General features: G+C 57.3%; 12 protein-coding genes and 1 pseudogene. All 13 read right to left on the bottom strand.

Features of this window, described 5'->3' with window-relative positions; all coding sequences use genetic code 11:
• Positions 1-62: 62 nt before the first annotated feature.
• The gene (locus tag JRJ22_RS07890) at positions 63-1,004 is read right to left on the bottom strand and encodes a 1-phosphofructokinase family hexose kinase (protein ID WP_206103959.1); all 942 of its coding nucleotides are present in this window, start codon (positions 1,002-1,004) and stop codon (positions 63-65) included.
• Between the two features lie 87 nt (positions 1,005-1,091).
• Entirely contained in the window at positions 1,092-2,216 is a 1,125-nt protein-coding gene (locus JRJ22_RS07885; RefSeq protein ID WP_332461371.1) for an HRDC domain-containing protein, read from the bottom strand.
• Positions 2,217-2,321: 105 nt separating this feature from the next.
• Positions 2,322-3,203, bottom strand: coding sequence for an ROK family protein (locus tag JRJ22_RS07880; protein WP_269751876.1), 882 nt, complete (start codon positions 3,201-3,203; stop codon positions 2,322-2,324).
• A gap of 194 nt (positions 3,204-3,397) precedes the next feature.
• On the bottom strand, positions 3,398-4,915 hold the full coding sequence (locus JRJ22_RS07875) for a cobyrinic acid a,c-diamide synthase CobB (protein WP_206103958.1): 1,518 nt from the start codon (positions 4,913-4,915) through the stop codon (positions 3,398-3,400).
• Positions 4,916-4,963: 48 nt separating this feature from the next.
• The gene (locus JRJ22_RS07870) at positions 4,964-6,055 is read right to left on the bottom strand and encodes a cobalt-precorrin 5A hydrolase (protein WP_206103957.1); all 1,092 of its coding nucleotides are present in this window, start codon (positions 6,053-6,055) and stop codon (positions 4,964-4,966) included.
• Positions 6,048-6,842: a precorrin-4 C(11)-methyltransferase gene (cobM, locus tag JRJ22_RS07865; protein WP_206105037.1), complete on the bottom strand. Its 795-nt coding sequence runs from the start codon at positions 6,840-6,842 to the stop codon at positions 6,048-6,050. The genes JRJ22_RS07870 and cobM overlap by 8 nt, the downstream gene beginning before the upstream one ends.
• Before the next feature lie 5 nt (positions 6,843-6,847).
• Positions 6,848-7,558, bottom strand: coding sequence for a precorrin-2 C(20)-methyltransferase (cobI, locus tag JRJ22_RS07860; RefSeq protein ID WP_232381171.1), 711 nt, complete (start codon positions 7,556-7,558; stop codon positions 6,848-6,850).
• A gap of 230 nt (positions 7,559-7,788) precedes the next feature.
• Entirely contained in the window at positions 7,789-9,018 is a 1,230-nt protein-coding gene (gene cbiE, locus JRJ22_RS07855; RefSeq protein WP_206103956.1) for a precorrin-6y C5,15-methyltransferase (decarboxylating) subunit CbiE, read from the bottom strand.
• The gene (locus JRJ22_RS07850; protein ID WP_232381068.1) at positions 9,011-10,138 is read right to left on the bottom strand and encodes a cobalt-precorrin-5B (C(1))-methyltransferase; all 1,128 of its coding nucleotides are present in this window, start codon (positions 10,136-10,138) and stop codon (positions 9,011-9,013) included. Before JRJ22_RS07850 ends, cbiE begins: the two co-directional genes overlap by 8 nt.
• A gap of 6 nt (positions 10,139-10,144) precedes the next feature.
• Positions 10,145-10,804, bottom strand: a complete 660-nt coding sequence (locus tag JRJ22_RS07845) for a precorrin-8X methylmutase (RefSeq protein ID WP_206105034.1) — start codon at positions 10,802-10,804, stop codon at positions 10,145-10,147.
• Between the two features lie 34 nt (positions 10,805-10,838).
• A complete protein-coding gene (cobK, locus tag JRJ22_RS07840) occupies positions 10,839-11,645 on the bottom strand; it encodes a precorrin-6A reductase (RefSeq protein ID WP_206105033.1) in 807 nt (268 codons plus the stop codon).
• A 4-nt stretch (positions 11,646-11,649) separates the two neighbouring features.
• Positions 11,650-12,678 carry a sirohydrochlorin chelatase gene (locus tag JRJ22_RS29695; protein WP_206105032.1) on the bottom strand — a complete coding sequence of 343 codons (1,029 nt, stop codon included), beginning with the start codon at positions 12,676-12,678 and terminating at the stop codon, positions 11,650-11,652.
• Positions 12,679-12,759: 81 nt separating this feature from the next.
• Positions 12,760-14,277, bottom strand: a pseudogene (gene cobJ / locus JRJ22_RS29690) (precorrin-3B C(17)-methyltransferase); the annotation flags it as partial.
• Positions 14,278-14,436 lie beyond the last annotated feature (159 nt).

Below are 14,436 nucleotides of genomic sequence, written 5' to 3'. Positions count from 1 at the left end.
GTTGAGGAAACCTTCGCCTTTTTGGTTAGATCACAAACAACACATTTCCGGCATGACGCTGATTAGCCGCCTGCCTGATCCGCTTCCTTCATCGCTGCAAATAAACGTTCTGTATCCTCACGCTTGCACAGCTCCCGCTCCGGGTTCATCACGGCCGCGCTGCCGGAGGCGATTCCGAACTGGACAGCTTCGCGCAGAGGCCACCCGCGCTCCAGGCTATATACGGTCCCTGCTACCAGACTGTCTCCTGCACCAACGACGCTAAGCACCTGAACTTCAGGAGCATTCAGATGCTCACAGCCTTCCCTGGTAATCAGAAGTGCACCTTGTCCGCCTAAAGAGACCACCACCACTTCTGTCCGTCCCTGTTCAATCAGCTCCAGCGCAGCTGCCTTTAATTCTTCATCGCCAGCGATGCCGTGCCCGACAAGCTCTTCCAGTTCACGCGCATTCGGCTTCAGCAGGTAGACACCGGCATCAGCAGCGTATTGCAGCGCTTTTCCTGAAGTATCCACAATTACCCGGGCATTCCACTGCTTCGCAGTTTCTACTACGCGTCCATAGAAATCTGCCGGACACCCCGGCGGCAGGCTGCCGCTGGCAACAACGTAGGTTGGCTTCTCCGCTAAGGCTTGTAGCTGCTCCAGGCACTGCTTCCAGTCCCCTTCAATAAAATGCGGACCCGGCATATCGAAGCGGAACTGCTGTCCCGTTGATTCCTCAACGACGATCAGATTCTCCCGCGTCTGCCCAGAGATCCGGATTTCCTGTTGGCGCACGCCCTCCTGCTCAAGCATATGCTGCAGCAATTGCCCATGCAGACCGCCCGAAGCATAAAGAGCCAGAGATTCTCCACCTAATCTGTGGATCGCCCGGGACACATTGATCCCTCCACCTCCCGGTTTATACGAGGCTTCCCGGCAGCGAAGCTTGTGGTCCGGAACTACCTTATCAATACTGGTGCTGGCATCCACACTTGGATTAACTGTCAACGTCACAATCATAAGAATCGCTCCTTTTGTAATCGCGCTTACCAGTATCATAACCCAAATAACCGCTAATTCATAAAGGGGCTGTGTATGCCTGTCTGGTTAAAAGCTTGTCGCCATTCCCATTCCCGCTTCCTGTATCCGGCGGAAACGGATGCGGATCAGCCGCAGGCGTTCATAATACAGATCCAGCCCCTCAGCTGGTGAAAAGTTCTCCCCGTAAGCTTTATAAAGCGCCGGCTTCAGATAGGAATCACCCATCAGCTCATAGGCAGTCCAAATGCGGTTCTGCTCATCCGCCGTAACCTCCCTTAACTCCAGCTCGATCAGCTTCTCCACCGAATACCCCTCCTTCTCCAGCTCTTCTACTGATTCGAGCACTTCGCGGCGGCTGACTCCGCTGGATGCCTTCAGCTGCTCCATATCAAGGCCGTTCTCAATACCTTGAAGCAGGATCCGCCGCAGCCGCAAACGTTCCAGCTGTTTCTTGTATTTGATCTCTTTCTGCTTGAAGAGCCAGGAGGAGAATTCCTCATCATCCACCGCTTCAAATACCCAATTCAAAGGATAATTGTGCTCCCGGGGTACAGCAGCGGTGATATTCAGCCAATCCCCGCCATGCTGCGAAGCCTTTCCTTCCCCTACACCCGGAATTTGCAGCAGCTCCTCAGGCGTGCGGGGCAGGTAGGCGCTGAGCATCCGCAGCAGACGGTTACTGGCGAGAATATAAGGCGCTTTCCGTTCGCTGGATGCCTTGCCCCGGCGCCAGGCACATAGCTCATCATAGACTGTCTCATTGCCGTGCTGTTCACTGTAGTACTGCAGCTGCAGCTGCTCACGGCTTCGCTGGGCCAGGTTCTCCTCGTCATGAAATACTCCATCAATCAGCGGACGATAACCGGCACCCATCTTCACTGCCAGCTCGTGCCTGTAGACGCAGAGCATTTCATTCCAAGAGCTGCCCTCATACCAGATATGTTCATCCATTTCAAGGCTGCCGGCATAATCCTTCCAGCCCAGGCGCCACACTCCCTCCTCCTCGCCAATCCAGAGCTGGGCAAAAATCTCCTGTTCTACTCCAGATATTCTGGATAACCGGTTCATAAATACAATCTGCATTTGAATCCCTACCTTCCTCGTCTTACAGCAAGCATGATCGCTGCGCCGGCCGGAGGCCCCGGTGTAACCGGAGCCTCCGCAGCTCCAATACATCTCCTGAACGCACAAAAAGCACCTCCTTCACGATAATCGTGAAAGAGGTGCTTCCTCTGAATGCTATACTGTTGAATCCTACAATACCATAAATTTCCGTACAGTCAATCTCTTTTTATGCTACGCTCTGGCGAGTGCCAGCTTGGCAAGACCCAGTGCTCCGGAGAGCCCGGCATTGTCGCCAAGCTGCGGCGGAACGATATAGCTGCCGATTTCTGCATTCAGCGCTGGATGCTGGACATACCCGCTGAGCAGCTCCTGCAGCTTGGCATGAATCAGGGGAAACAGCTGGCTCTGCTTCATGACACCGCCGCCCATAACGATTCTTTGCGGAGACAGGATCAGTACATAGTTCATCAGAGCATGGGCCAGATAGTGAGCCTCCATCGCCCAGGCCGGATGATCCGCCGGGAGCTCCCCGGCAGGCTTGCCCCAGCGGCTGCCGATCGCCGGACCCGCAGCCAGGCCTTCCAGGCAATCCCCGTGATAAGGGCAGAAGCCGCTGTAGGTATCCTCGGGATGCCGGGGAACGAGAATATGCCCCATTTCCGAATGGGACAAGCCGTGAATCAGCTCTCCTCCGGCAACCGCACCGGCTCCGATACCTGTGCCGACAGTAATATATAGACAACTGTCCAGTCCTTGCGCAGCACCCCACGTATATTCGCCCAGCGCAGCACCGTTCACATCCGTATCGAAACCAACCGGCACCTGAAATTGTCCGGTAACAGCGCCAACCAGATTATATCCTCCCCAATGGGGTTTAGGAGTAGTGGTGATGTGTCCGTAGGTGGGACTGCCAAGCACCGGATCAATCGGTCCGAACGAACCTATTCCGATCGCCTCTACCTTCTTGCCGGTAAAATAGTCCAGCACCAGACTCATTGTCTCCTGCGGGGTAGTCGTAGGAAAGCTTACCCGCTCGATAATTGTACCGTCTTCATACCCGACTCCACATACAAACTTTGTTCCCCCTGCTTCAATTGCTCCCAGTATTCTCACTGCAGCAGTCTCCCTTCGTTATGAGCGGCAAAGCCGGGTCACCGGCTTCTCCGTTATAATTCCGATAATAAAGCGCTCTTCTGAAATTATTATACGTGGCTGCTGTTCATATGACAAGCGGTTGACACACATCTCTTAAAAGCAAAAAAAGATGCAGCAGCTACTCGGAATACCCGGGCAGGCTGCTGCATCCTTCACTTAAAGTCTTTTCCGCGCAAATAGCTGCGGCATGCCGCCACCAGCCGTGCCGCCGCCGGCAGATAAGAGGCCAGATGAATATGCGCATAGGCGGCCATGACATTTCCCTTGTGATACCCCTCAGGATGAACGCCTCCCCTTCCCTTGGTCTCATAGGCATAGGACCGGGGTTCCCCTGCTTCGTAGCTCATCACGGAGTAATGAAATTCATGGCCGCGCAGACGCTCTCCCTGCTTGAGCAGCAGGTTGTCCTGCAGCGCTGTAACCTCACGGTAGCCGAGTGCCGCACGCCGTTCCTGCATGACTGCATGGGCTGGTATTACCCCAGCCATCTTATGCACAGCTCCGGCACGGTCGGTAAGTGTGCGGGCCAGCACCATGTATCCGCCGCATTCCGCATACAGCGGCATTCCCTGGCCTGCAGCAGCTCTAAGGCCTGCAAGAAAGCTCTCCATGCCGGCGATTTCGGCTGCGAACTCCTCAGGGAAACCGCCGCCGAGATAAATGCCGTCTGCCTCCGGCGGGATGCCATCTCCGCGCAGCGGGCTGAACTCAACCAGCCGCGCTCCGGCACGGGCCAGCAGTTCCAGATTGTCGGCGTAGTAGAAATTGAACGCGGCATCCCTGGCGACGGCGATGACCGGAGCCGGGTGCGGGGGCTTTCTGCCATCTGCAGCCGGGCCAGCCCGCATTTCCTCCGATGTCCGGCCAGATGCGGATGAAGCTGCTATGCAGGAACGAACCTTGTCTTCTGCACCAAGAGGCAGCGGATTAGCTGCCTGTGCAATGCCCAGCAGCATCTCCAGATCTGTACCTTCCGCCAGCAGATCGGCGGCGTGATCAAACAAGGGCTCCAGCTCCCCGCGCTCCACGGCGGGCAGCAGGCCCAGATGCCGTTCCGGAATGTCCAGCCCGCCGTCCCGCGGCAGCCCGCCGATAACTGGGATTCCGCAGGCGGCTTCGATCGCCGTTTTGACCATGCGGAAATGGCTGGCGCTTCCGCAGCGGTTCACCATTACGGCGGCAATCCGCACCTGCGGCTCCAGCTGCTGAAAGCCAAGCACAACCGCCGCCGCGCTGCGGCCCATGCTGCGCACATCCACTACAAGCAGAACGGGGCTGTCTGTGAGAAGCGCAATCTCGGCAGTAGAGCCAGTCAGAGCCGCTGCCTCTTTACCGTCATAAAGCCCCATAACCCCTTCAATGACCGAGAGCTCTGCATTCTCGGAGGAACGCAGGAAATATTCCAGTAGATAGCTATCCGGGGTCATCCAGGAATCGAGATTGCGGGCAGGATAGCCCGTTACGGCAGCATGATAGGCCGGATCAATATAATCCGGGCCGCATTTGTAGCCCTGCACCTTCAGCCCTCGCCGGGCAAAAGCCCGCATCAGCCCCAGTGTCACAGTCGTTTTGCCCGAGCCGCTGCCGGTGCCAGCTATGATGAGGCGCGGCCGGTGCTGCTGCTGGCTTAGCTGTTTCTTCAGGTTACTGCTCTCATCCTGTTCATCCATCCACTTTCCCCCCTCCGATCCCGAAAATTAACATTACCGGGATATCCCTTATCCGGTATAAGTCACCCTGGCTACAGCAATCGTTACATTGCCGCTTTTTTTCTTCGTCAACAGCAGTTGACCGCTGCCGGAAGACAATAGCGCTGCTGGTTCACAGACACCATAAGCACCGGTTGCCTTGAATACAATCTCAGAAGGACAGTCCAGCGGCACGGAGTTAAGCTGCTCCGGAGAATACAGGCTGAGCTCCCAGCCGTATTTCCCGCACAGCGTAAGGAGCCCTGCTTCATCACCTTTAATAGCAGCGGTTGCGGCATTACGGACACTTAAAGGAGACAAGCCCAGTTCAGCCAGGGTTTCCATTACCACGGCTTCCAGCTCTGCTGCCGGTGTTCCGCGGTTGCAGCCGAGGCCGAGCACCAGACTGCGGGGCCGGTACACGGCAGTCCGCTCCCCAAGCACCGCAGCCTCCCCCGGCTTCAGCAGGCGGTCGGTTACAACAATTGCCGCGCTGCGGGGAGCCTTAAGCAGCTCTAGCATGTCCCCGCAGAGCCGGACATGCTCCGGCAGTAGAGCGCCTGCCGGAAGCCAGTCCCGCTCGCCGGTCTCCTGCAGGAAGGCTACCGGCTCACCGTTGACGATAGCCGCACTGATACTTTTCATCGGGGCGAAGCTATCCGCACGCCAGCCGAATTCGCGGCCCAGCAGATCTGCCGCGAAGGTGCCCTGCACGTCCGATGCTGTAGTAATCACGGGATGGCTCTGCAGCAGTTCAGCGATTTGCAGCGTCAGCCTGTTCGCCCCGCCCAGATGGCCGGACAGCACACTGATGACATGTTCTCCGCCCTCATCAATGACAATGACCGCAGGATCGGTTTTTTTGTCCTGCAGGAGCGGAGCAATCAGCCGGACGGCTGCACCGAGAGAGAAGAACAGAATAACAGCTTCATAACGCCGGAAGAGCGCCGGCAGCAGCTCTTTGACAGAACTGAAAATCCGGCGTTCGCCGGGAATCTCCTCCAGCTCCCCGCTGTATTTCGCATAACAATACACCTCAGTATCTGCGAGCAGCCCACCCAGCTTCAAGGCCAGTCTGATTCCGTTCCGCGTAATAGCTACGGCCGCATACTTCCTAGCCATGCTGGCCGGTCCCCTCCCGGAACCCATGGGTGAAGGTCTTATCATAAAGCTTGGAGCGGGGCGCTCCATGGTCAACCAGCTGCGGATCCAATGCCCTTCCGGCCAGAATCATCGCATGCATCGTAATCCCGGCTTCCTGCAGGTCTCCTTCCAGCCGCTCCACTGTCGTCCGCAGAATTTGCTGGTCCGGCCAGGTCGCCCGCTTAACGACAGCCACAGGTGTATCGGGACTCCAGCCGGCGGCGAGAAATTCCCCGGCAACATGCCCGGCCAGCGAAGCGCTGAGAAACAGCGCCACCGTACAGTGATGCTCGGCCAGCCGGCGCAGCTGCTCGCGTTCCGGAACAGGTGTGCGTCCTTCGGCACGGGTCAGGATCACCGTCTGCGTCAGTTCCGGCACCGTCAGCTCCGCACCCAGTGCCGCTGCCGAAGCGAAGACGGAGCTGACGCCCGGGACGATCTCATAGCTGACTCCGCACAGCTTCAGCAGCGACATCTGTTCAAGGATCGCCCCGTACATGGAAGGATCACCGGTGTGCACACGGGCGACGCTTTTTCCGGTCCGGACAGCCTGGACCATCAGCTCCACCTGCCGCTCCAGATCCATGCCCGAGCTTTGCAGCACTTCAGCCCCGCCCTTAGCGCTGTGTATCAGCGCTTCGCTTACCAGCGAATCCGCGTAGAGCACAAGATCCGCCGAACGAAGAATCCGGCTGCCTTTGACGGTAATCAGCTCAGGGTCGCCGGGTCCGGCACCGACAATGTATACTTTTGGCTCCAGCAGCAGGTCTGTCATTTGCTCACCACCATCAGGCTCAAATACTCCAGCTCCGTGCCGCGCAGCTTGCGCGCATCCCGCCATACCGTTTCATACGGTGAAGTCACTTTGGTGACAACCGAGGCTTTGCCGCCCAGGCCTAATTCGTCCAAGACATCCAGCACGGTATCCAGTACCTTCGCTACTTTTAGGAATACGATGGTGTCGTGATGGAGCAGCGCCTCCTTCAGCGCCTCACGATCTTCGGTTGCCGGAATAATGCCTACCCGCTGGTTGCCGTCGGCAAGCGGCTGTTCGAGCGCAGCGGCTGCACCCAGCACCGAGGAGATTCCCGGAACGGACACAACCGGCACCCCGGGATGAAGCTCCTGCATCAGCCGGGCCAAATGGATAAACGTGCTGTACAGGTTAGGATCACCCTCGGTCACAAAAGCAACATCATTCCCGTGACGCAGCTCATTCCAGCACAGCTCAACTGTCCAGCGCCACCCGTTCTCCAGCTGCACCGGATCCTTGGTCATGGGGAAGACGAGGCCCAGCATCGTTTTTTGCTCTGCATCCACATACATTTCCACGATTTCGTGGGCGTAGGACTTGCCGCCTTTTTTGGCGGCGGGATACGCGATAACCGGACATTCCTTGAGCAGACGGCAAGCTTTGACCGTGATCAGCTCCGGATCGCCCGGGCCGACACCGACTCCATACAGCGTGCCGACTGCCAGCAGGGCAGGCTCATCCTCCGGAAGCAGCTCTTCCTCTAGAAGCCTATATCCTGCGCTTGTCGTCTGCTCCATTGCCTCGGCCCGTTGTGTTCCAGCTGAATTGTCCACGCCTGCAAACTGCGGCTGTGTCTCCTGCTCCATTTTGCTCATCCTCGCTCCTCCTTATATTGAACTACTCCCAAGCAGTTATGATCGATTGGTGTTGTACTCCGCCAATTCCAGCCGGGTGCAGCCTAGCATTCGGCTTTTGTCCCGCTGACCACATAGACCGGATTCATCCCTTCCAGCCTTGTCATGCCTATAATCGGCTTGCCCCGTGAAGCCTGAAGGTGCGTAACCTCCGGATTCAGACCGGCCGCCCTCAGCGCCTCCATGCTTCCATATAGCGTCTCAATCGTGATCGCAGCAACGACAATCACTCCGCCCGGCCGCAGCCGTCCAGCCGATTGTGCAATAATATCGGCAAGCTCACCGCCGCTGCCGCCGATGAATACAGCATCCGGATCGGGCAGCTTGTCCAGCCCCTCCGGCGCCTTGCTGTGAACAATCGTATAATCGGCGCGGAATTTCCGCCGGTTCGCTTCCATGTTCGGCAGATTAACCCGTTCTTTTTCCAATGCAAAAACCCTGCCGAACCGGGCAATCCGCGCACACTCCACAGCAATTGCCCCGGAACCGGAGCCGATATCCCAGACTACCGCATTCTCCGCCAGATTCAGCTCGGACAACACCAGAGCGCGTACTTCGCGCTTTGTGATCAGCCCCTTCTCCGGTTTCCGCTGCTCGAACGCTTCATCCGGATAAGCAAACCCGCGCCTCCTACCTGCAGTGCTCTCCGGCTTCCGGCGCAGAATCACTACATTTAGCGCTGCAAAGTCATGCCGGGCCATTTCATCCAGCTCCCAGAACCGGCAGACTTCTTCGGGACCGCCCAGCCGCTCACAGATAAAGGCTTCATATTCCAGCATCCCGAACTCCAGCAAATAGGCAGCAATAACCGCCGGATTATTAACCGGATCGGTCAGCAGCGCCACCTTGTGTCTGCCGTCAATCCGCTGGGCCAGTCCCTCTATCGGCCGCCCGTGAAGACTGACAAGCTCCGCATCCTGCCAGCTGTCGCCAAGCCGGGCAAAGGCAAGCTGCACACTGCTGTAATGCGGAACCACCTCAACATGCTGCGGCCCGAACCGCCGGACCAGAAAGCCGGCGATTCCATAAAAGAGCGGATCTCCGGAGGCAAGCACCACCGTCTGACGCTCTCTATAGAGCCCCTCCAGCTTGTCGGCAAAGGTTTCCAGTCCACCCTGCAGGACGATTTTCTCCCCGCTGTACCGGCTGAAGAACGACAGCTGCCGTTCCCCGCCGAACAGTACTTCACTCTCCTGCACTCTGCTCAGGCTCTGCGGCGTCAGTCCGCCGGCGCCGTCTTCACCAATGCCGATGACATATATTATTTTATCCACGGATCTCCGCCCTCCCCAGCAGCCTGCCCTTCATCGTAATCAGCACCATCTCCACTGTCATGCCTCCATTCACCTGCTTCAGACATTGCATGCAGGCATGACGGCACAGCTGTTCAAAAAAATCTAAATGCCCCGCCTCGGTCATCAGATCCACGACCTGAGAGGCGGTATTTGCGCCTGCAACCTCCTGTACCAGCCGTTTATCAGCCCCTGCTTCAGCGGCAACGGCGGCGAGAAAGCCGAAGTCTACAGGCGCATTTTTGGAATGGATCAGCATCGCACCTTGCGCCACCTTGGAATATTTACCGGCCATGCCCACCAGCGTCACTTTCTGAAATCCGTAAGCTTTGGCATGGCCGAGTGAGAACCCTACATATTCACCCATTTGGATAAAAGCTTCCTCCGGAAGCTCATTGAACATCGCCTGCGCATGTTTTTCACTGCTGCCTCCGGTGGTCAATACCAGCTGGCCGTTCCCGGAAGCAGCGGCAACCGAAATCGCCTGCACGATACTCGCCTGATAAGCTTCGGTAGAGAACGGAGTTACTACGCCGCGCGTACCAAGAATGGAAATGCCGCCCAGGATGCCGAGCCGCGGGTTGAGTGTCTTTCGGGCAATCGCTTCGCCTTCGGGGACACTGATAACTACCCGCAGTCCGCGCGCTGCACCATGTTCCTCCAGCACCTCGGAGACAGCCTCCATGATCATCCGCCGCGGTACCGGATTGATTGCCGCTTCGCCGACTGGCACCGGCAGGCCCGGTTTTGTTATCCGGCCGACGCCGGTTCCGCCGTCAATCTCGATGGAGGGGTGATCCAGCCAGCTCACCGTAGCCTCAATCCACGCCCCGTGTGTCGCATCGGGATCATCCCCGGCATCCTTAATTGTTGCGCTGGTCGCGCTAATGTCACCCTGGCGCTCGCAGCCGGTCAATTCAAAGCGGTGATGAAATCCCGCTGGTAAGTAGAGCTCTACGCTATTCGGTGCTTCACCGGTTATGAGCAGGAGTGCCGCCCCTTTGGCTGCTGCTGCTGCACAGGCACCAGTCGTATAGCCCCGGCGTATCGGAGCCGGACTCCCAGCCGCCGCTTGCCCGTCCATTCCTTTCTCTCCGGTCATGGCTGCTTATTTCCCCTCAGCCTGACGGTCGGCCAGCAGACTAAGGGCATTTACTGCTGCCACAACTATAGTGCTGCCGCCTTTGCGACCGGTATTCGTTATATAAGGAATATCCAGCTTGCGCAGCTCATCCTTGGATTCAGCAGCGGATACGAAGCCGACCGGCATGCCGATTACAAGACCCGGCCGGGCTGTACCTTCTTTGATCAGACGTATCAATTCCAGGAGGGCCGTTGGCGCATTACCAATGACATAGATTCCTCCCGGAGCAGCCGCACAGGCTTTGCGTGTGGCGACAATCGCCCGGGTCAGGTCCAGCGCCTTGGCTTCTTCGATAACATCCGGATCCGAAATATGCACACGGACTTCCCCGCCATAACGCTGAATCCGCTCTTTCGCGATGCCCGCCTCCACCATCCGCACATCAGCGATAACCGGCATTCCCTGCAGGATCGCGGTGATTCCCGCTTCAATCGCCCGGGGATGAAACACCAGACTCCGCCCCAGCTCGAAATCGGCCGAAGCATGGATGATCCGCTGCACTACCGGATACTGCTCAGCACTGAAATCATGCCCGCCAAGTTCCTCCGTAATCATTTGGAAGCTCAGACCTTCTATTTCCTGCGGCTGTACCGTCAGTGGCTTAAACTCCGTCCCGAAATCCATGTCCATTCCCCTTTCTCTTCATTCCTCCACCTGTTCAGCATTTAACCGCACGGTACTCCGGCTTGTCCGTTAGCTCAGCCTGGACCGCCTCTGCCAGCGCATCAAAGGAGTCATACACTCCGCCATTCCCGTCAAACAACAGCTGCGGCCGGTTGATGAGGATGACGTATAGCCCCATATCCAGCGCTGTACGCAGCTTCTCATCCACAGCTCCCTGTGCGCCGCTTTCCTTAGTAACCATGACCTGTGTACCGTAATGCCGGAACATTGCTTCGTTCATTTCCCGCGAAAAAGGTCCCTGAATCGCAATGATATTCCGCTGTTCAATCCCCAGTCTCAGGCATTTCTCTATATTCTCCAGGCAGGGCAGCAGCCGGACCGTCAGACGCACCTCTGGATCACCCAGCAGCACCTGCGCAAAAACCTCCAGTGTCTTGCCTCCGGTCGTCAGCATCACCGAGCCTTTTATCGCCTTCGCTGTAAGGGCCGCGTCCTCATAGGAATGCACGGGAATAAGCTTCGGATGGCTGTCAAACGCAAGACTCCGCCGCTCATAGCGGTAGTAAGGCAATCCCAGCGCTGCTGCAGCCTGGATAGCATTGGCATGTGCTTCAAGCGCAAAGGGATGGCTGCCGTCCACCACAGCACGATAATTACCTTCCTCCAAAAGAGTGACCATCCCCTGCATATCCAGCGGCCCGGTCCTGGTGCGGATTCCAGCCTCCTCCAGCCGTTCCGCCGCGCTTGGAGTCACTACCGAGGCCAGCAGGGGCAGTCCCCGGCGTGACAAGACCAGCGCCAGCTCCCGCGCGTCGCCTGTCCCGCAGAGCATCAAAATCATCGGGTTACAGCTCCTTCGGGCTGCCTGAAGCAGCCGCTGGAACAGATTCATCATGTTCATGATCATGTGCATGGGAATGCCTGTGATGATGATCGTGACCATGGTGCGGGTCATGTTCATCAGCATGATGAGGCTGATGGTTGTGTCCATACCCATGGTCATGCCCGTGTCCTTCTTCACCATGATGGTGATGATGATGGTGATGCAATCCTGCTGCATCCCGGTATCTGCAGTTATCGCAGTTGGCGAAGGACTTGCCTTCCAGCGTCTCCTCAATACGCTCTGCGAGCATATCCGCCAGCAGCGGATGATTGCCGATATAGCTGCCGAGCTCCACCTCGACCTCCGGATGCGCTGTGGCAAACTCTGCGACCCTCTCTGTAAACTGCTTCATCAGCACTCCGGTGAAGAGCAGATACGGCAGCACTACAATTTTACGCGCACCCAGTGCCAGACAGCGTTCCAGGCCCTCGTTCAGCGATGGACGGGCAATGGCGATGAAGCAGCTCTCAACGCTTTTATAAGCAGTGTGCTCCCACAGCAGCCTTGCCAGCTTGTAAAAGTCACTGTTTGCATCGGGATCGCTCCCGCCTCGGCCCATGACAAGCACAATAGTATCCTCGGCCGCTACCGTGTCTGTCATAGGTTTATCCCTCAGTGTCAGAGGAACTGCCTCTGAGATCCGGTCCAGCAAAATGTCCACCGCTCTCTCCTGCACTCCAACCGGGCGTCCGTAAACAAACTCCACTTCAGGATATTTGCGTTTAGCCTGGTCAATCGCCAGAGGGATATCCAGCTTGAAATGTCCTGCCGCAAATAAAATAATCGGCACAACATACACCACCCCGGCACCGCCGGCTACACATCGTTCAATCCCTCCGGCAATTGAAGGAGAAGCCAATTCGATGAAGCAGGTTTCAATGTTCAGCTCAGGCTTACGGGCAGCAAGCTGAGCTGTAAAACTCCGCAGTTCCTCATTGCCCTCTTCAATCCGGCTGCCATGGCCTACAAGCAGTATTGTTTTTTGGGTCATCCTGTTCTTCTCTCCGCTCCAGCTTGTGTTATCCGCTTGCCCAGTTCCCCATACTCCGCTCTCCACGCTGCCCATCGACTCAAAAAAAGAAAAAAAACGCTCGTTTGCCTTTCCTTTATTCCGGTATTGCTCTACAACAGCGGCTACCGCTTCGACAGCTTCATCCTCGTTCATATCTTCACGAACCAGGCTGCCTGCATGTGCCCCCCGGCCCGTCTTCTTCCCACCAAGGTAAAGCTCATAGCTGCCTCTGGAGTACACGACGCCGATATCCTCCAGTACCGCCGAGCTGCAGGCCATGCCGCAGCCGGCAACACTGATCTGTAGCCCTCGGGGGACAGCAAGCCCATGAAGCCGCTCATGCAGGCGGATAGCTGCTCCAAGACCTTCATTTTTTCTGAACTCACAGAACCCGCAGGTTTTCACTTTTACAAAATCACCCGGCCGGCTGACATTCAGCCCGGCAGCAGCCAGTTTATCCGCAATCTCCTCTTGACCGCAGTGACTGCTGCGCAGGACAAAATCTCCGTCCTTTAAAGACACAAGCTGACCTTCATCGCCTGCAAGCTTTGCCAGCAGATGCAGCTGGGTACTGCTGTATCTCCGGCTGCCAAGCCCCGGTGAAACCTCAAGTCCGGCCGTTTCAAACTCAATTGCCGATAATACAGCAGAAGCATTCGCCCGGGGCATATTCTGCAGGACAGCAGGGGCACTGCTGTCCGCAATGCCGCAGCTCCCGCCGCTGCCGGAAGTGCTCTGCGCTGCAGCCGCCAGCGACCAGGGCTCCGCTGCGGTCCGCAGCCGCTCATGAGGCTTCAGCGCCTGGGTCTGCGCGCCAAGATTGTACTTGCGCTCATAACCGCGCGGCGTCACCATCAGGCCGTCATACACAGTGGTAGCAGAGTTGCCTACCACGACTGTAGAGAGCATGCCGATCTCATGCTCCAGCATCGCCTGCAGCGTCGTTACAACGACCTGCTGGCGGTCCCGGTAGGCATTCTTGACAATGCCTACCGGTGTGGCCGGATCCCGGTAGCGGAGCAGAATACTGCGCGCCTCCTCGATCTGGCGCGTCCGCTTGCCGCTGCGCGGATTATAAAAGGCAATGACAAAATCCGCAGCACCCGCTGCATCAACCCGCGCGGCAATGCTCTCCCATGGAGTCAGATGGTCACTTAGGCTGATCGTGCACGAATCATGCATAATCGGCGCTCCGAGGAGGGACGAGCAGGACTGAATCGCCGATATTCCGGGGATTACCTCAACCTCCACACCATCTGTACGATTCCAGCCGCGTTCCATCAGCACCTCATAGACCAGTCCGGCCATTCCGTACACGCCGGCATCCCCGCTGGAGATGACGGCAATCGTCTGGCCCGCCTCCGCCCGGCGCACCGCTTCCTGAGCCCGGCTCACTTCTTCGGTCATCCCTGTGCCGACAATTTCCTGATGCTTCAGCAGCGGCTTAATAAGCTCGACGTAAGTGTTGTAACCGATGATCGCTTCGCTCTCCTCAATCGCAGCGAGGGCTCGGCCTGTAATCTGTTCCAGGGCACCGGGGCCAAAGCCGATGATCAGCAGCTTTCCTTGTTTCTCCATTCTTTTTCCCCCGTTCATATGTAGATCAGACAGAACATGCGCCAACGCCATTTTCCTGGTCCATAACAAAAACTCCCGGCCCTTAGGGGTGGGAGTGCTATGTACGTCATCAGTTATGCAAAAGAGGATGTCGGTCTGCTACAGCCCGGAACCTTCACA

It is taken from the genome of Paenibacillus tianjinensis (assembly GCF_017086365.1).
GTDB lineage: Bacteria > Bacillota > Bacilli > Paenibacillales > Paenibacillaceae > Paenibacillus_AQ > Paenibacillus_AQ tianjinensis.
The sequence above is the reverse complement of the archived record's forward strand: the minus strand, read 5'-3'. Positions and strand labels throughout refer to the sequence as shown.